This is a genomic window from Paraburkholderia lebeckiae (genome assembly GCF_050436225.1).
GTDB classification, from domain to species: Bacteria; Pseudomonadota; Gammaproteobacteria; order Burkholderiales; family Burkholderiaceae; genus Paraburkholderia; species Paraburkholderia tuberum.
The window spans coordinates 3,878,353-3,894,856 of record NZ_JBNDLU010000002.1 but is presented as its reverse complement, the minus strand read 5'-3'; the positions used below and the strand labels follow the sequence as shown (position 1 = coordinate 3,894,856).

General features: G+C 62.4%; 14 protein-coding genes and 1 pseudogene. 5 read left to right on the top strand and 10 right to left on the bottom strand.

Annotation, left to right across the window (positions count from 1 at the left end; genetic code table 11):
• The first annotated feature begins 36 nt into the window (after nt 1-36).
• Together phhA and OKW45_RS32520 are read left to right on the top strand one after the other, a co-directional pair.
• A pseudogene (gene phhA, locus OKW45_RS32525) lies at nt 37-928 on the top strand (phenylalanine 4-monooxygenase).
• 116 nt (nt 929-1,044) lie between these two features.
• On the top strand, nt 1,045-1,335 hold the full coding sequence (locus tag OKW45_RS32520) for a 4a-hydroxytetrahydrobiopterin dehydratase (protein ID WP_429473004.1): 291 nt from the start codon (nt 1,045-1,047) through the stop codon (nt 1,333-1,335).
• Nucleotides 1,336-1,439: 104 nt separating this feature from the next.
• Here OKW45_RS32520 and OKW45_RS32515 read toward each other — a convergent pair whose 3' ends face one another.
• Nucleotides 1,440-1,664, bottom strand: a complete 225-nt coding sequence (locus OKW45_RS32515; protein WP_018418880.1) for a DUF3717 domain-containing protein — start codon at nt 1,662-1,664, stop codon at nt 1,440-1,442.
• Between the two features lie 149 nt (nt 1,665-1,813).
• Here OKW45_RS32515 and OKW45_RS32510 point away from each other — a divergent pair, with 149 nt between their 5' ends.
• Nucleotides 1,814-2,500, top strand: coding sequence for a response regulator (locus tag OKW45_RS32510; RefSeq protein WP_013090980.1), 687 nt, complete (start codon nt 1,814-1,816; stop codon nt 2,498-2,500).
• A 167-nt stretch (nt 2,501-2,667) separates the two neighbouring features.
• Nucleotides 2,668-4,182 carry a sensor histidine kinase gene (locus OKW45_RS32505; protein ID WP_018418881.1) on the top strand — a complete coding sequence of 505 codons (1,515 nt, stop codon included), beginning with the start codon at nt 2,668-2,670 and terminating at the stop codon, nt 4,180-4,182.
• Between the two features lie 83 nt (nt 4,183-4,265).
• Here the strand turns inward: OKW45_RS32505 and OKW45_RS32500 are convergent, their stop codons facing one another.
• From OKW45_RS32500 to mnmC, 7 genes are all read right to left on the bottom strand, one after another.
• Nucleotides 4,266-4,799 (bottom strand): SET domain-containing protein, encoded by a 534-nt coding sequence (locus OKW45_RS32500; protein WP_018418882.1) that lies wholly within the window; start codon nt 4,797-4,799, stop codon nt 4,266-4,268.
• A gap of 212 nt (nt 4,800-5,011) precedes the next feature.
• Nucleotides 5,012-6,124, bottom strand: a complete 1,113-nt coding sequence (locus tag OKW45_RS32495; protein ID WP_018418884.1) for an NADH:flavin oxidoreductase/NADH oxidase — start codon at nt 6,122-6,124, stop codon at nt 5,012-5,014.
• Between the two features lie 109 nt (nt 6,125-6,233).
• Entirely contained in the window at nt 6,234-6,947 is a 714-nt protein-coding gene (locus OKW45_RS32490) for a glutamine amidotransferase (RefSeq protein ID WP_429473003.1), read from the bottom strand.
• Between the two features lie 142 nt (nt 6,948-7,089).
• Nucleotides 7,090-7,728, bottom strand: coding sequence for a MarR family winged helix-turn-helix transcriptional regulator (locus tag OKW45_RS32485; protein ID WP_026225525.1), 639 nt, complete (start codon nt 7,726-7,728; stop codon nt 7,090-7,092).
• Nucleotides 7,729-8,299: 571 nt separating this feature from the next.
• Nucleotides 8,300-9,415 (bottom strand): YbdK family carboxylate-amine ligase, encoded by a 1,116-nt coding sequence (locus tag OKW45_RS32480; protein WP_018418887.1) that lies wholly within the window; start codon nt 9,413-9,415, stop codon nt 8,300-8,302.
• A gap of 87 nt (nt 9,416-9,502) precedes the next feature.
• Nucleotides 9,503-10,708, bottom strand: a complete 1,206-nt coding sequence (locus tag OKW45_RS32475) for a cation:proton antiporter (protein WP_429473002.1) — start codon at nt 10,706-10,708, stop codon at nt 9,503-9,505.
• A 949-nt stretch (nt 10,709-11,657) separates the two neighbouring features.
• Nucleotides 11,658-13,625 (bottom strand): bifunctional tRNA (5-methylaminomethyl-2-thiouridine)(34)-methyltransferase MnmC2/FAD-dependent 5-carboxymethylaminomethyl-2-thiouridine(34) oxidoreductase MnmC1, encoded by a 1,968-nt coding sequence (mnmC, locus tag OKW45_RS32470; protein ID WP_429473001.1) that lies wholly within the window; start codon nt 13,623-13,625, stop codon nt 11,658-11,660.
• 446 nt (nt 13,626-14,071) lie between these two features.
• Between mnmC and OKW45_RS32465 the strand changes: the two genes are divergently transcribed.
• Complete coding sequence (locus OKW45_RS32465) at nt 14,072-14,350, top strand: HU family DNA-binding protein (protein ID WP_018418891.1); 279 nt, start codon at nt 14,072-14,074, stop codon at nt 14,348-14,350.
• A 147-nt stretch (nt 14,351-14,497) separates the two neighbouring features.
• On the opposite strand, the gene OKW45_RS32460 is transcribed toward OKW45_RS32465, so the two are convergent.
• Nucleotides 14,498-15,790, bottom strand: a complete 1,293-nt coding sequence (locus tag OKW45_RS32460; RefSeq protein WP_429473000.1) for a GTP-binding protein — start codon at nt 15,788-15,790, stop codon at nt 14,498-14,500.
• A gap of 145 nt (nt 15,791-15,935) precedes the next feature.
• Nucleotides 15,936-16,379 carry a lytic transglycosylase domain-containing protein gene (locus tag OKW45_RS32455; RefSeq protein ID WP_429472999.1) on the bottom strand — a complete coding sequence of 148 codons (444 nt, stop codon included), beginning with the start codon at nt 16,377-16,379 and terminating at the stop codon, nt 15,936-15,938.
• Between the last annotated feature and the right edge of the window lie 125 nt (nt 16,380-16,504).

Here is a 16,504-nt window from a genome sequence, read left to right as displayed (position 1 = left end):
ATTTCATGCAATTCGTCTTTTTACAGCAGCCTCGCCATGTCCACCGCCAGCACTGCCGAACTCAAGGAACAGTTCGACGCCGGTCTCGAGACCCCGCGCCGACTTCACGATCGATCAGCCGCTTGAGCGTTACGGCACGGTTGACCATGCGGTCTGGCAACAACTGTACGCGCGCCAAACAGCCTTGCTCGAAGGCCGTGCCTGCAATGAATTCCTCGCGGGCGTCGAGCGCATCGGCCTGGCGTCCGAGCGCGTGCCGTCCTTCGAAGACGTCAACGCGAAGCTCACGCCCGCAACCGGCTGGCGCATCGTCGCGGTGCCTGGCCTCGTACCGGATCAGGTATTTTTCGAGCATGTGGCGAATCGCCGCTTGCCGGTCACGTGGTGGATGCGCCGCCCCGACCAACTCGACTACCTGCAAGAGCCCGACTGTTTTCATGATCTGTTCGGCCATGTGCCGTTGTTGATCGACCCGGTGTTCGCGGACTACATGCACGCGTACGGCCGCGCCGCGCTCGCTGCCAATGACGCGGGCGCGCTGCCGCTGCTCGCGCGGCTCTATTGGTACACAGTGGAGTTCGGGCTGATCCGCGATGACGCGAGTCCGAACGGCGTGAAGATCTACGGCGCGGGCATCGTCTCGAGCAAGGCAGAGACGCTGCTTAGCCAGCGCAGCGCAGCGCCGAACCGACTCGGCTTCGCGCTGGAACGCGTGATGCGCACCCGTTATCGCATCGATACGTTCCAACAAACCTATTTCGTCGTCGATGACTTTGCGCAACTTTTCCACGTCGCGCAAACCGACTTCATGCCGCTGCTGACGAAGCTCGCCAGCGCACCTGCCTACGCGGCGGGCGACGTGTTCGACGGCGACTGCGTGATTACGCGTGGAACCCGCGAGGGTTGGAACACCGGCGGCGACGTTTGAACGAAAAGCCATCGCAAACCGATCCGGACCTGCGTGCGGCGAGCGTTGCGCAACCATGAAAAAATGACGGATTCGTCCGCCTGCCGGCGAGCGAGTTCGACGAGCGAGGTAACACCATGATTCAGAAACTGACGTCCGACGAGCGAACCCAGCAACTGGCGAAACTGAATCGCTGGCAAAGCGTGGCTGAGCGTGATGCGATTCGCCGCGCGTTCGAGTTCGCCGACTTCAACGAGGCCTTCGGCTTCATGACGCGCGTCGCGATCAAGGCGCAGGAGATGGACCACCATCCCGAGTGGATCAACGTGTACAACAAGGTCGACATCACGCTGTCAACCCATGAAGCGAACGGCGTGACCGAACGCGACATCGCGCTTGCCGCATTCATCGATGGTATTACTACGTAATACAAATAATTACGGGCTTTTATGCGTGTTTATGCATAACTCTCCGCGTAATCAGGCGGCCTTGAAAGGACAATGCAGGCAATTCCCTAGGCAAACCTTCAGTTCTACAGGCTATCCTTAAGTTGAACGTAAGCTTCCCAAGCCTGCCTTGCAATCGGGTCGAAACGATCGAGTGATAGCGACTGCTGACGCTGTACAATCAGCAGCGCATACGGCTTGGAGAGCGCGCTTGCCTCCTTGCACAGAACGTGTTCGTCGCCGCTTGAAGGTGAGCGGGTGCGCCAGAAGTTGATCGCGGCTTCCAGTTCGTGAATGCTGATCTCGGACATGACTTCGTGATGGCTGGCACGGTGCTTCGATTCGGCTCGACAGCTGCTTCGTGGCACGTCTGCCGCCGCTTCGCACGCTGGCTGTGTAGCAGGCGCCCCGGCGAACCGCTTGCCCAAACGCCTAAACCCATTGTACTTGAGCGAAATCCATGCGACTCCTTCTGATCGAAGATGACCGCCCCATCGCACGCGGCATCCAAAGCAGTCTCGAACAAGCCGGCTTCACCGTCGACATGGTCCATGACGGCATCTTTGCCGAGCAGGCCCTCACGCAAAATCGCCACGAACTCGTGATCCTCGATCTGGGTCTGCCGGGCATCGACGGCATGACGCTGCTGTCGCGTTTCCGCCAGAGCAACCGTCACACGCCGGTGATCATCCTGACCGCGCGCGACGAACTGAACGACCGCGTGCAAGGCCTGAACTCAGGCGCGGACGACTACATGCTGAAGCCGTTCGAGCCGGCCGAGCTCGAAGCGCGTATTCGCGCGGTGATGCGCCGCAGCGGTCCGCACGGTGACATGCCGCGTCCGGAAGTGTCGCTGGGCGGCGTGCGGCTGTCGGGCGTCGACCGCCGCATCTTCAACGACGACAAACCGCTCGAACTGTCGCCGCGCGAATTCGCGGTGCTCGAAATGCTGCTGCTGCGTCACGGCCGCGTCGTCAGCAAGGCGCAACTACAGGATCATCTGACGCACTTCGGCGGCGACCTCGGTGATACCGCGATCGAAGTCTACGTGCACCGCGTGCGCAAGAAGCTCGAGAACTGCCGTGTCGAAATCGTCACCGTGCGTGGCTTTGGCTACCTGTTGCAGGAAATTCGCCAGGCCGCATGATCGTCGTGAAAGCCGCGCATTGCGTCGCGGCCTGACGGCGCCGGAGCGGCGCCGCAGACCGGCTGTGCCCGCAGCGCGTTGTGCGGGGCTCCGGACCGTCTCAAGGCGGTTCGCGCCATTACTACCGCAGTTGCCACCGCAGTCACAACCTTCCCGCGCGTTCGATCATGCACCAGCCGGCCGCCAATAGTCTGCGCCGCACGCTGCTGCGGCGCCTCGCTGCTCCCCTCTCTCTGCTCGCGCTGATGAGCGGTCTGATCGCTTACTGGCTCGCATGGCAGTACACGCAGCACGTGGTCGACCGTTCGCTCGCGGACCTCGCGACGGCGATCTCCAAACAGATCCAGATTGCCGGAGCGGAAGCGCCGATCACGGTGCCACCGCTCGCGCAGGCGATGTTCTCCGACCCGGTCGAACATCTGGTCTACCGGATCAGCACCGGCGACACCGAAATCGCCGGCGACCACAATCTGCCGCTGCAAGGCACCAACGTGCGCCGCATGCATTACGCGTACGTGTTCGAGACGCAGCACGAAGGCGTGGCCGTGCGGGTCGCTCAGGTGCGCGTCGATCAGCCGAGCGGTAATCCGATCGTCGTCGAAGTCGGCCAGCCCGTGCATCACCGCTTCCGCATCGCCGCCGAGTTCCTCATCGCGATCATGATGCCGTTATTGCTGCTGCTGCTAGCCGGCTGGGTGATCGTGTGGCGCGTCGTCAATCAGCAGCTCAATCCGCTGACCGCGCTCGCCGATTCGCTGAACCGGCAAACGCACACGTCGCTCGAGCCGGTCGACGAAACCTATGTACCGGTCGAGATCCGTCCGCTGACGGGCGCGCTGAACGCGTTGCTCGATCGTCTGAAAGCCGCCCTCGATGCGCAACGTAAATTCATCGCCGATGCCGCGCATCAGTTGCGCACGCCGCTCACCGCCGTGAAGCTGCATGCGGAGCAGGCGGTCGTCGCGCGCGATCCGCAGCAGACGCTCGCTGCCGTGCGCGAACTGCGCGCCGCGGCCGACCGCGCCGTGCGGCTGTCGAATCAATTGCTGTCGCTCGCGCGTGCCGAGCCGGGCGAACAGGCGGCCCGCTTCGTCAATGTCGACATGGCCGCGCTCGCGTTCGACACCGGCGCCGAATGGGTGCCGCGCGCGCTACCGGTACACGTGGACCTCGGCTTCCAGCGCCTCGACGATCCGTCTAACGATGACCCGCTGATGGCGCGCGGCAACCCTGTGCTGCTCCATGAAGTGATCGCGAATCTGCTCGATAACGCGCTGAAGTACGTGCCGCCTTCGCGGGCCGACGGCGGGCGTATCACGGTCACAGTTTCGCAGACCCTGATCGACGATCTGCGCATGGCCGAGATCGTCGTCGAAGACAACGGCCCGGGCGTGCCGCGTTCGCAGCAGGCGGATCTGTTCAAGCGATTCTTCCGCGGCGACGGGCAGACCGAGGCGGGCGTCGACAGCGGCGCGGGTTTGGGCCTCGCGATCGTCCACGACATCATGGTGCTGCATCATGGCAGCGTGCATTACGAGGACGCACCGGAGGGCGGTGCACGCTTTATCGTCAGGATTCCGTTGCTGCCGCCCGGTGCGTCGGCAGGCGCTGCCACCGCCAACGATGCCAATGCACGGCGCGCCACGAAAAAACCGGCGCACTCGGCGCCGGTCGATTTGTAGAAGGTTTGCCCGGCTGCCGCGGCGGCGTTCGCCTCAGCGCTTCGATCAGCGCAGACAGCTACCGCCGTGCACCGACCCGCGGCTCATTTCTTCTTCGATTTCTTCGCCGATTTGCTCGACTTCTCGCCCTTGTCGGCGCCTTTGCCCGACTTGCCGCCGCCCTTGCCCTTCTGCGGCGGCGCCAGCATCGTGCCGCGGCACTTGCGCGCGCCGCAGCGACATTCGTATTCCTTTTTCAGCTTCTTCGTCTGACGCGCGTCGATCACGAGGCCGTAGTCGTAAAAGACTTCCTCGCCCTCCGCGATATCGCGCAGCGCATGCACGTACACGTGTCCGTCGATTTCCTCGGCTTCGCAGTTCGGCGCGCATGAATGATTGATCCAGCGCGCGCTATTGCCGTTCACCTTGCCGTCGATGACCTTGCCGTTATCCAGCGCGAAATAAAACGTGTGATTCGGTTCAGCCGGATTATGCGGATGGCGGCGCAACGCCTCTTTCCAGGTAATCCGCTCGCCCTTGTATTCGATCAGTCGCTCGCCGGCCGCGATCGGTTCGAGAGCAAACACGCCTTTGCCGTGCACACCCGAACGGCGCACGGCGATCCTGCGTGAATTCATTGAATGAATCCTTGTGAAGAACTGGGGAATCAAATCTGGCAATCGTCAGGCGCGTCGTGCGCGCAGATTTTTCTGACGCGAATAGCAAACGCGGCGCCCTGCGAGCGCCGCGTCGACTTGCGACGCGCACCGCGCCACAACCGGCATCCTACACGCTGTCCACGGCTTCCTTCAACCGTCAGCCGATGCGTTCGTTCAACGCGCGGCGGGCGTCACCGTTGACCGAACGTAATGTCGCCGAACAGCGCTTTCTGCTCGCGCGGTTGCGAACGCCAGTACTGCGGCGGCGCTTCGACGGTCGCACCGAGGTTAGCGGCGGCATGCCACGGCCAGCGCGGGTTATAGAGCAGCGCGCGAGCCAGCGCGATCAGATCGGCATCGCCCGCTTCGATCAGCTGCTCGGCGTGCAGCGGATCGGTGATGAGTCCGACGCCGATCGTCGTCAGACCGGTTGCGTGCTTGACCGCCTTCGCGAACGGAATCTGATAGCCCGGCTCGAGCGGAATTCGCTGCAGCGGCGAGACACCGCCCGACGACACGTCGATCCAGTCGCAGCCGCGCTTTTCCAGCTCGTGTGCAAACGCGATCGTGTCTTCGAGCGTCCAGCCGCCTTCGACCCAGTCCGTCGCCGACACGCGCACGCCAACCGGTTTGTCAGCAGGAAATGCGGCACGCACGATGTCGAAGATTTCGATCGGAAACCGCATGCGGTTTTCGAGCGAGCCGCCGTAGTCGTCGGTGCGCTGATTGGCGATCGGCGACAGGAACTGATGCAGCAGATAGCCATGCGCGGCATGCACTTCGAGCGCATCGATGCCAAGACGCGCGGCGCGCCGCGCGGCCGCGGCGAACGCCTCGCGAATCCGGTTCAGGCCGGCGACATCGAGCGCGAGCGGCGGCTCCTCGCCCGGCTTGTGCGGCAACGCCGACGGCGCATGCGGCAGCCACCCGCCTTGCGACACCGTAATCAGCTGGCCGCCTTCCCACGGCACGTGGCTTGATGCCTTGCGGCCCGCGTGCGCCAGTTGCATCGTCACGATGATGTGCGAATGCCTGCGGATCGCCGCCAGCACCGGCACGAGCGCCTCTTCGGTCGCGTCGTCCCACAAGCCGAGATCGCCGGGGGTGATGCGCCCGTCCGGCTCGACGGCGGTTGCTTCGATGCACAGCATGCCCGCGCCGGACAGCGCGAGACCGCCGAGGTGAATCATGTGCCAAGCGGTCGCTTCGCCGCGTTCGGCGGAGTACTGACACATTGGGGAGACGACGATACGATTGGGAAGCGTCACGCTACGCAGCGTGAGCGGAGAGAAAAGCGCGCTCATGGATTACGCCCAGTGAAAGCCCGAGAGCGATCGAGCATAGCACCGCATGCGGTTTACTGCATGAACGTGGCACCTGGCTGGCCGCTTACGTCGCCATTCGGCTAGCCATTCAGGGTTTTGTCTCGACGTGATCGAGCCATTCGCCGAACATGCGGCACGCGGCGACCTCGAGCACGGGACCGTATCGGCCGGTGTCGGCGCGCAACTGACGCACGTCGATGCCGTGGCCCGAGAGTTCGTTCGCATTCCCTATCAGCCAGGGTTCGAACCGATCGGTGCGGATCTCGGGATGACACTGCAAGCCCAGTACGTGATCGCCCCATGCGAAGGCCTGATTCTCGCAAGCCTGAGTCGATGCCAGACGGGTCGCGTTGGCCGGCAGATCGAAGGTGTCGCCGTGCCAATGCAGCATCGAGGTATGAGCGCCATCGAGATGACGCAGCGGCGAGGCGCGGCCGGCATCGGTCAGCTTGAGCGGCGTCCAGCCGAGTTCGGCCTGAGCCGCGGCGTAGACGCGCGCACCGAGCGCCCGCGCGATCAGTTGTGCGCCAAGGCAGATACCGAGTGTCGGCAGACCGGCCGCGATGCGTTTTTCGATCAACGACAGCAGCGGTGCGAGCGTGGGGTACAGCGCGTCGTCGGTAGCGCTGATCGGGCCGCCCAGCACGACCATCAGCGACGCGGCAACCGGATTGGGCGCCTCGATACGGGCGACGCCCACATCGAGATAACGGACCGGACGCCCGCGCTCGCCGAGCACGAGCTCGAGACTGCCCAGATCCTCGAAGTGCACATGGCGGATGGCGAGTACTTCCCGATTCATCGGCCTGCCCTATCTTCAGGTTGACTAACGACCTGCCGCCAACGACTTTATCCTTGCACGGCACCAGCCGGCAAGCAGGCGGCGCATACCGCGCGCCGTCGCCGGCCAGGCCATGTTAGCGGATTGCCCAGGAAGACGCCGGTTATTGGGCGAAGATCTTCCAGGTCTTCTTCTGGGTGGCGACGTCCGCCGTTTCATGCACGGAACAGTCGAGACGCACATCGGTGTCCAACATGTTCAGGTCGAGCAGCGCGCAGTGATGCGGCGTCTTCTTCGGATTCTTGCTCGGCTGGAAATGCGTGCAGCTCAGGCACATACGATGCGACGGAATCGTGTTTTGCGCTTCGAGCTGATAGATGGTCTTGAGCAGCGTGCGATAGAACACGGACTGCTCGTCGTCGCGCAGCGTACCGACCGCCTTCGAGAGGAAGTCCGGCCATTGCGCGGCGCGTTTGGCAGCGGTGCGACCACGCGAGGTCAGACGTACCGCGAGCGCGCGACCGTCGTCGAGTGCGCGACGCTTTTCGACGAGGCCCTTGGTCTCCAGCGTGCTGACCGCATCGCTGGTGGTCGCGGCGGTCAGTGCCGTTTCACGCGCGATTTCGCCGAGACGCATCGGCCCCTTACGTTGCATCAACAGCACGAGGATTTCGCCCTGGGTCGGCGTAAGGCCCGCGCCTTCCGCCCATTCCCAAGCCTGGCTTCGCATCGCCGTGCTCAATCGCAAGAGGCTGTGGGTCACTCGCCCCTTAGCCTGTTCTCCGTATACGCCTTCGCTCATAATCTTCGATTCGTTTATTTACCGCTTTGGTGCAATGCCGGCGGCTGCCTGCCGGGGTACACCCGTTGCGTGTGTGGGGTAGCTTCGTCCAACCGCGGATGAAACCGTTTGTACTATCTCAAAAATACACCGTCTTGGAAGCCGAAGGCGGCGAAAAAACGACATTCTATGCGACAGCGGCTAATCGTACAGCTAACTTATCCAACGCGAGCTGTGGATAAGCAGGGGAAAACGTTTGGACAGCCTGTGTACCGTTTTGCAACAAGCATTTGCAGCGTGTTGAACGTTTCCTCGGTTGCGCTTGCCAAGCGTGGCCGGAGCCCGTTTTAGAGCCCAGTTATCATTTCCCCAGCGCATTGACTTTGCAGGAAATTATTCAGTTGTCCACAGGCTTTGGCAATGCCTGCTTACGACTACTACGCTGGTATACGTAAACTTTCGAGAAATCTGAAGGGTTGCGCGCGCGAAAAATCATAAAAATTTTCTTACGAAAAAAAACCCGCACGCGGCGGGTTTCGTCGGAACGTCGCCTACCTGGCGCACGCAAACGGTTTCATGAAGCTCTTCGCGACTAGGCGCGCCACTGCAGACACTGCTGGCGTACCGCTTCGTGCAAGGACTTTTCCTGCGCAAACACACTGCGCAGCCACGTCGCGTCGTTGACCTGACCGCGCGCGATCGCGCCGACTTCGGCCAGCGCATTCACCGAGCCGAGCGCTTCCGCATGCGGTCGGATCTGTTCGAGCGTTTCGAGAATATCTTCGGAAATCGTCTTGCGTTCACCGGTTTGCGGATTGATGCAGGTGCCACCGAGTCCGAAGCGGCAGGCTTCAAAACGGTTGAACGTGTAGACCAGATAGTCGTCTTCCTGCGGCATGATCGGCTTATCGAGCAACAAATGACGCGCGAGCGTCTGGATGTAGCAGGCGATCGCCGCGGCGCGATCCACCGAAAACGGCGTATCCATCACGCGGACCTCAATCGTGCCGAAGCCCGGCTTAGGACGGATATCCCAGTAGAAATCCTTCATGCTGTTGACCACGCCCGTGTGGACCATCTTCGAGAAATACTCCTCGAAGCTGTCCCACGTCAGCACGAACGGCGCGCGGCCCGACAGCGGAAACGCGAACACGGAATTCAGTCGTGCCGAATGAAATCCGGTATCGACGCCCTGTACGAAAGGCGACGACGCGGACAGCGCAATGAAATGCGGGATGAAGCGCGACATCGAATGCAGCAGATACAGCGCGCTGTTCGGATTCGGGCAACCGATGTGCACGTGCTGGCCGAACACGGTGAACTGCTTCGCGAGATAGCCGTATAGCTCGGAAATATACTGAAAGCGCGGCGTATCGACGATCTGCCGCTCGCTCCATTGCTGGAAAGCATGGGTGCCGCCACCGCACAGACCGACGTTCAGATGATCGGCCGCGGACACCAGCGTGTCGCGAATCTTGCGCAGATCGGTGACCGCCTGTTCGTGCGACGTGCAGATGCCGGTCGACAGCTCGATCATGCTTTCGGTGATTTCCGGCGTGATATTGCCGGGGATTTTTTCGTCCTTGATGAGGCGCAGCAGATCCGTGCCGGCTTTGGTCAGATCATAGTCGTGCGTATTGACGATCTGCATTTCGAGCTCGATACCGAACGTGAACGGTTTCGAGTCGATGAAGGGTTCGAGTGACATGGCGTCCCCTGAGTCAGGTCGTTTGAGGCGAAGGAATTGAAAGACGGGTTCGTGAAACGCGCATGGCAGCCCAGGCGCGTTTCACGCTTACCCCTCGCGCCGCTCGGAGACGAGCGCGAGGCTGCGATAGACGAGCCACGGCCCGAGAATCTGCAGCACGAAAATCGAACACATGACGATTGCGCGCAGTTGCGGATCGAAGTTCGGATACAGGTTGTACGTGTCGTCGACGAGCAGATACGCGAGCGCCGACATCGGTGACAAGGACAGGCCGAGCGCGATGCCCTGCTTCAAGTTCAGACCGCTCGGCTTCGCGAACGCCAGCACGCCGACCAGCTTCGCGACGAGGCGAGCAACGATCAGACCCAGCGCGGCGAGTCCGCCCAACGCGATGTGCTTCCATTCGAACGACGTCAGGGTCAGCACGAACAGGATCACCGTCAGCAGCCAGCCCGCGGTACCGAAATGCTCTGGCCACAACTGAGGACGCACTTCGTGATTCTTCACTATGATGCCCGCGGCGAGCAGCGCGAGAATCGTCGACAGCTTGAACAGATGCGCGATCGCGATCGCGAGCAGCACGAGACCGAACAGCGCCACGAACGAATGCTCGTCCTGCATGTTCAGGCGCCGATAGAAAAACGTGCAGGTGCGCGCGAGCAGATATGCGAGCACGAGCGAGCCGACCAGCAGGTACAACGGCTGCAGGATGGTCGCGAACACGTTGCCGTAAACCTCCTGATGCAGCCAGCTCGACACGAGCTTCTCGATCACGACCGCGTACATGCTATTCAGCGCGGTCAAGGTCAGAAGACGCTGCGTGACCTGGCCTTCCGCGCGTAGTTCGGTTTTGAGCTGGATCACCATCGCGGGCGATGTCGCCATCGCGATCGCGGCGAGTACGGTCGCGACCATCAGCGGCACGTGCAGAAACAGCAATACGGGCAGCACCAGCACGAAAGTCAGCGTGGCTTCGGCGACGCTCGACAGAATCAGCCACGGATTACGACGGATCCAGCGCAGATCGAGCCGGCTGCCGAGTTCGAACAGCAACAGGCCGAGCGCGACGTCGAGCAGCGGCCGCGCGGCGCTCGCGGAATCCGCATCGATCACGCCAAAGCCTGCCGAGCCGGCCACGAGTCCGATCACCGCATAGCCGGAAATGCGCGGTAAACGCCATGCGCGAAAACAAAGCTCGCCGCACAGACCGGCGGCAAGCAATGCAAGACCCGCCCAGAAAATGGCGTCGGGCGAAAGCGGCCACGCTGGCAAAAACGAAAACGCCGAATTCATCGTAATGGGTTCTCCTTGGCAGCAACGGCAGACAACACGAACTGGCGTACACGCACGCCGTCGCGAGCGCACCGGGAGCGCTCGTTGTCGCAAGCGCTTCGCGAAATCAGCGTTGCGAGGTTTCAATGATCGGATGATCGGAATGCGCCGCGGCCGCGAAAAACCGCACGGAGTCGGGCACGTTCACGGGATGCGACAGTAGCAACAGGCACGGTGAAGGAACGCCGTCGACCCTGAATCAGATTCTGTTTGACCGGCACCGTTCCATTGCTGCGCGTGCCGTCAGTTGCCGTGGCACGACGCGAAAAAGAACGGGGATTGTGCCATAGCTTTTTCCGCGTTAACCGAAAAGACGTTAACTCGCAGGCAAAACGGTAAAAAAGTACGTTATTTTCTCAATGAACGGAAAAAGCGACCTTTTTCCGAGGTATCGCGTCAGTTTCGACTACCTCGCGAACGGCGAATCCGTTCCCAGGCGTTACCGCTGCGTCGGTGATTTCGATGCGCGGGTTTGTCGTTAACGCAGCGCCTTGAGCGATCCGTTTTAGGCGAACTCAAATGAAATTCACTAGCCCGATAGGCGGGGCGTTAGCCCCCGTCTTTGCTGTTTACTTGTTTACCGTATGTATACGTAGTAACAGTTAACAAGCTGCCCCGGTTTCTGTGGATAACCTGCGTTTACCGAAACAAATCATCGACTTCCCGGCCGCATAACCGGATGCACAGCATGTGCGGCGCCTGCCGGTATACGCGAGCAACTTTTCGCACTTTTTCGCGGTGTCCGAGTTACCCCGTTTACGTCCACAACGGTTCCACACGACTTGCGCCGGTTAACCGCGCGGTTATCCACAAGTCGCGGTGGATAAGCCGGAGTCCTGGTTAACCTCGCTTACAGGCGGCGGAGCTAACGTGCCGGGCGCAGAGATAACTTCGCAATGATCGAAGCCGGTTATCCGATCGTTCCCTGCCGCAACGACCGTAGCAAAAAACGCGCAGGGTCGATGTCTTCGGCGAGATCGCGTTCGAGCGGCCACGGCTCGCCTTCAATCTGCGAGGCGATCAGTTCAGCGCCGAGCGCGGCCCACACCAGCCCGCGAGAACCATAAGCAAATGCGCCGTACAGACCGTCGACGCGCGGCAGATCGAGCGGCCATGCGCCGCGCAGGCGGGCAGCATCGCGGGCGGCAGCGGCTTCGTCGGCGAGGTGGCCGATCATCGGCATGCGATCCGAGGTCACGCAGCGAAACGCAACGCGTCCGGCGAGCGAGGTCAGCGGCGCGGCATCGAGTGCGCTTGCGAACGACGGCAACATCTGCGCGACGCGCTCGATATTCTCGCGATGACCGTCCGCGCGCAGCGACGTGTCGGGGTCGTCGAGTTCATAGGTCGCGCCTGTCAGCGTGACATCGTTCGCGAGCGGCACGGCGTAGCCCTCGCCGATCACCGGCAGCGCGAGCGGCGCGACGCTACCCGCCGGCAGCAAGCTCAACTGGCCGCGAATGCTGCGTGTCGGCGCATGACGCAAGCCAGCGATGCGCGCAGCTTCATGCGCACCAGCGACGATCACGACCGGCGCTCGCGCGACCACCTTTCCAGCGATATCGAAGACGCTCCACTGATCGCCGGAACGTTCGAGCCGCGCGACGTCGACCCCGAAGCGTCGTTCGAGCAAGCCGCCTGCCGATGCGAATTGCGCCGTGCACAGCGAAGCCGGATCGATCCAGCCGCCGCGCGGAAAGAACCAGCCGCCACGCGCGAGCGGCACGCCGGCGAGTCGCTCGGCATCGGACGCGCACACCGGCGTCACGTAGTCGGACGGATAGCGGAACGCGCCGATGGCCTCGCCGATTGCGCGCGCCTCGTCGTCGTCCGCGGCGATCTGCAGCAGACCGCGATCGCCGCGCGCGAGCCGATGCCCTACACTTTCGAGCGCGGCCCAACGATTGAGCGCGTACAGAAAGCCCGCCCGCGTGACGCGTGACGCGACGCTGTCGTCGCGCGAAATCATTGGGTGGAATACGCCGGCTGGATTGCCAGACGCATCTTGTGCAACCGACGCATGCCGCTCAAGCGAAGTCACGCGCCAGCCGCGCGCCGCGAGCCGCTCGATCACCGCGCAGCCGGCCAGTCCCGCACCGATCACGACCGCGTGACGTTCGTCGTGCCCGAACGGCGCGGGCGGCTCATAACGGCGCACACGCCAGCGCGGCGCGAAGCGACCGACCAGCATTGCGCGTTTCCAGCCGAAGCCGTCGACCTTGCGATACTCGAAGCCGCTTTGCGTCAACGCGCGTTTGACGTCGCCCGCGCTGCTATAGGTGGAGAAGGTCGCGTCATCGCCCGCGACGCGCGCGAGCGACTTGAAGATCGCCGGGCTCCACAGCTCTGGATTTTTCGCGGGCGCAAAGCCATCCAGATAGAACGCATCGGCACGCAGCCGCAATGTGGGCAGGCTGTCGAGCGCATCGGCGAAGATCAACGTCAGCACGACGCGGCCGCCTTCGAATTCGAGCCGGTGCGTGCCGGGCACGAGCATCGGCCAAGCGTTCGCGAGCGTGTCCGCGAGCTCGGCGACCAGCGGATCGGAGATTGTCGTTGCGTGAAGGCGGCGCAGATCGGCGGCGCTAAACGGATGCTTTTCGGTCGACACGAAATGCAGCCGCTCGCAGCGAGCCGGATCGGCGCGCCATGCGGCCCACGTGACGAGATAGTTGATGCCGATGCCAAAGCCGGTTTCGAGCACGGTGAACGTACGCCGGCTCTGCCATCTTTCGGGCAATTCGTTGCCGCGCAGAAAGACGTAGTGAGCCTGCTCGAGCGCGCCGACGGCGCTGTGATAGATGTCGTCGTAGTGTGGTGAAAAGGGGCTGCCATTGTCGCGGAAAGCGAGGACGGCGGGGATCAGCGGATCGGTCATGCGCGACGGGAAAACACGCTCAAAAGGTCGCTCGAAAGAGCGGGTTCGATGGTTCGAGCCGGCGCGCGCTGCGCGCGAGTCGCCGTAAAAGACCCAACAGGACGCGTCTAGACGCTTTGCTGCGTTGGCAAAAACCAACGCTAACCCCCCGCCAGGACTGGGTTTCAGCCCTCGTTTAGGGGATGCTGAGGGCAAAATTTCGATTTCCTTGCAAGAACGGCCCGAAAACCGTGCAATTCCTCGAAACCCTTATCCTGATTGGGTTTGCGCTGCGCTATCATAGCAAGCGCCGCGAAGGGAGCGGCAGCACGGCCGCCGAACGGTGTTCTGTCCGGCGCGGGAGATCTTCAGGATCAGGGCCGCAGCTGCTCGACGGCGCGGTGCGCGCACGTATAATCGGCGCGGTCGCGCTGTTCGTATCAACCTAAACTCAGAAAGGAACCTTAATGAACAAACAGGAACTGATCGACGCTGTCGCAGGACAGACGGGCGCCAGCAAGGCTCAAACCGGTGAAACGCTGGACACGTTGCTTGAAGTGATCAAGAAGTCTGTGTCGAAGGGTGAGGCGGTCCAGTTGATTGGCTTCGGTAGCTTTGGTTCGGGCAAGCGCGCAGCGCGTACGGGTCGTAATCCGAAGACCGGCGAAACTATCAAGATCCCGGCTGCCAAGACCGTCAAATTCACGGCAGGCAAGGCGTTCAAGGACTCGGTCAACAAGCGCTAGGCAGATTCCTGCCGGGCAGTTGACACCCGCGAGAAAAACCCGCCAGCGGCGGGTTTTTTTTCGTCCACGCATTGTGGTTCAAGCGCGGGGGTGCTTCGTTCAGTCATGACGATGTGCGTTCTCGCCGTGGTCATGTCCGTAATGTTCTCAGCCGTCGCCGTGCCCGTGATGATGATGGCCGCGATCATGATCATGATCGTGGTCGTCGAACTCCCACGCCGGGAACGGATCAGGGAACTGCTGCCAGGCTTGCGGCCCGAGCGCGTATTCGTCGTCGGTGAGCAGACAGGCGTCGAACTTCGCGCGCCAGATGGCGGGGTCGATATTCACGCCGATCAGCACGAACTCCTGACGACGATCGCCGATGCTGGTATCGTCCGGCGCGCCGTACCAGTCGGCGGCGATTTCGGCCGCCAGCTCCTCGTCGCCTGCCGGCCATTCGCTGCGATCCTGCGCGGCCCACCACATGCCCGCCGGACCGTGCCGGCACGCGCCACCGGCCTGCGATAGCGAACCGCCGATATCGTTGCGCGTCGCGAGCCAGAAGAATCCCTTGCTACGCAGTACGCCCTTCCACTCCTGATGCAGCAGCTCCCACAGCCGCTGCGGATGAAACGGCCGGCGTGCCCGATAGACGAAATGGCCGACGCCGTATTCGTCGGCTTCGCTGCGATGCATGTGGCCGTGTTCACCGCCGTGCTCGTGCTCGAGTGCCGCGAGCCAGCCCGGCGCATTCGACGCTTCGTCGAAATCGAAGCGTCCGGTGTTCACGATCTGATCAAGCGGCACGTCGGCGAAGCGGCTTACGAGCTGCACCGCGCGCGGATTCAGGCGTGCGAGGATGCGCTGCAAACGCGCGAGCTCGTCGGCGCTGACGAGATCGATCTTGTTCACGACGAGCACGTCACAAAACTCGATCTGCTCGATCAGCAATTCGACGATCGTACGGTCGTCGTCTTCGTCGACCGTGATGCCGCGTTCGGCGAGCGCGTCGGCCGACGCGTAATCGCGCAGGAAGTTGAACGCATCGACGACCGTGACCATCGTATCGAGCCGCGCGACGTCGCCGAGCGACGCGCCTTCGTGGCCCTCGAATGTGATGGTTTCGGCACTCGGCATCGGCTCGGCGATGCCGCTCGATTCGATCACGATGGCGTCGAAGCGATTTTCGCGGGCGAAGCGACGGATTTCGTTTTGCAGCTCGTCGCGCAGCGCGCAGCAGATACAGCCGTTCTTGAGTTCAACGACCTGCTCGTCGGCGCTCGACAGATCGGCCGCCTTGCGCACGAGCGTCGGGTCGATATTGACCGCGGCGAGATCGTCGACGATCGCGGCGACGCGCAAACCGGCGCGATTCGCAAGGATGTGATTCAGGAGCGTGGTCTTGCCGGCGCCCAGAAAACCGGAGAGCACGGTGATGGGCAATAGCGGCTGGTTCATCGCGGTACGGAATACGGGAGGATTGAAAGGCGTGCCGGGGGCGGGGCCAAATGGTCGGCGTCGCTGCGACGGCGCGACAGCAGCATGAAGCCGCATTGTGCATTAAAACGGGCGCGGCCTGCGCGAGCGACAGCGCTGGAGAAGCCTACCGCGCGGGCATCAACTTCCAGCTGCGCAGAATCGCGGCGATCTGTTGCGAGTATTTGTCCCGCAACGCCGGCGTCTCAGAGTGGTATGCTCCGACCGCCTGCCAGGTATTGCCGTACTTGTTCATCTGGCGGCGCAGATGCCACGCCGCGATATAAACGTTCTTGCACGGCTCCATCAGCGTGCCCTGCGAGATCCCGTACTGGGCGAGCACCGGCAGATGCACCGAATTGATCTGCATCACACCGTAATCGGTCGAGCCGTTCGCGTTCTTGTGCTGCGCATCCGGCCGGTTGTGTGACTCCTGCCACGCGATAGCCCGTAAAATCAACGGGTTGACCTTCTGATACTTCGCCGCTTCGTCGAAGCAGTCGGCGCGCGCGGAGCCGGCTGCGACGAGCAGCGCGAGCATGGCGGCGACGGTGACGAGCGGACGTTTCATCGGTCAACAGGACTAGATAAACCCGAGGTAAGAATCGGTAAGGCAGTTTGCCGGCCGCATTTCGGCCGCAACGGCAAGCTGGCCGGGCATTTGTCGAGCATCGGGGAAAACCCGTGTCAGCAAAC

What these genes read in the sequence shown, in the direction of transcription:
- OKW45_RS32515 (WP_018418880.1), bottom strand. Translation starts at nt 1,664, where the DNA reads ATGTCCGAGATCAGCATTCACGAACTGGAAGCCGCGATCAACTTCTGG.
- OKW45_RS32510 (WP_013090980.1), top strand. Translation starts at nt 1,814, where the DNA reads ATGCGACTCCTTCTGATCGAAGATGACCGCCCCATCGCACGCGGCATC.
- OKW45_RS32490 (WP_429473003.1), bottom strand. Translation starts at nt 6,947, where the DNA reads ATGAATCGGGAAGTACTCGCCATCCGCCATGTGCACTTCGAGGATCTG.
- OKW45_RS32475 (WP_429473002.1), bottom strand. Translation starts at nt 10,708, where the DNA reads ATGAATTCGGCGTTTTCGTTTTTGCCAGCGTGGCCGCTTTCGCCCGAC.
- OKW45_RS32500 (WP_018418882.1), bottom strand. Translation starts at nt 4,799, where the DNA reads ATGAATTCACGCAGGATCGCCGTGCGCCGTTCGGGTGTGCACGGCAAA.
- OKW45_RS32505 (WP_018418881.1), top strand. Translation starts at nt 2,668, where the DNA reads ATGCACCAGCCGGCCGCCAATAGTCTGCGCCGCACGCTGCTGCGGCGC.
- OKW45_RS32495 (WP_018418884.1), bottom strand. Translation starts at nt 6,124, where the DNA reads ATGAGCGCGCTTTTCTCTCCGCTCACGCTGCGTAGCGTGACGCTTCCC.
- OKW45_RS32465 (WP_018418891.1), top strand. Translation starts at nt 14,072, where the DNA reads ATGAACAAACAGGAACTGATCGACGCTGTCGCAGGACAGACGGGCGCC.
- mnmC (WP_429473001.1), bottom strand. Translation starts at nt 13,625, where the DNA reads ATGACCGATCCGCTGATCCCCGCCGTCCTCGCTTTCCGCGACAATGGC.
- OKW45_RS32460 (WP_429473000.1), bottom strand. Translation starts at nt 15,790, where the DNA reads ATGAACCAGCCGCTATTGCCCATCACCGTGCTCTCCGGTTTTCTGGGC.
- OKW45_RS32485 (WP_026225525.1), bottom strand. Translation starts at nt 7,728, where the DNA reads ATGAGCGAAGGCGTATACGGAGAACAGGCTAAGGGGCGAGTGACCCAC.
- OKW45_RS32455 (WP_429472999.1), bottom strand. Translation starts at nt 16,379, where the DNA reads ATGAAACGTCCGCTCGTCACCGTCGCCGCCATGCTCGCGCTGCTCGTC.
- OKW45_RS32520 (WP_429473004.1), top strand. Translation starts at nt 1,045, where the DNA reads ATGATTCAGAAACTGACGTCCGACGAGCGAACCCAGCAACTGGCGAAA.
- OKW45_RS32480 (WP_018418887.1), bottom strand. Translation starts at nt 9,415, where the DNA reads ATGTCACTCGAACCCTTCATCGACTCGAAACCGTTCACGTTCGGTATC.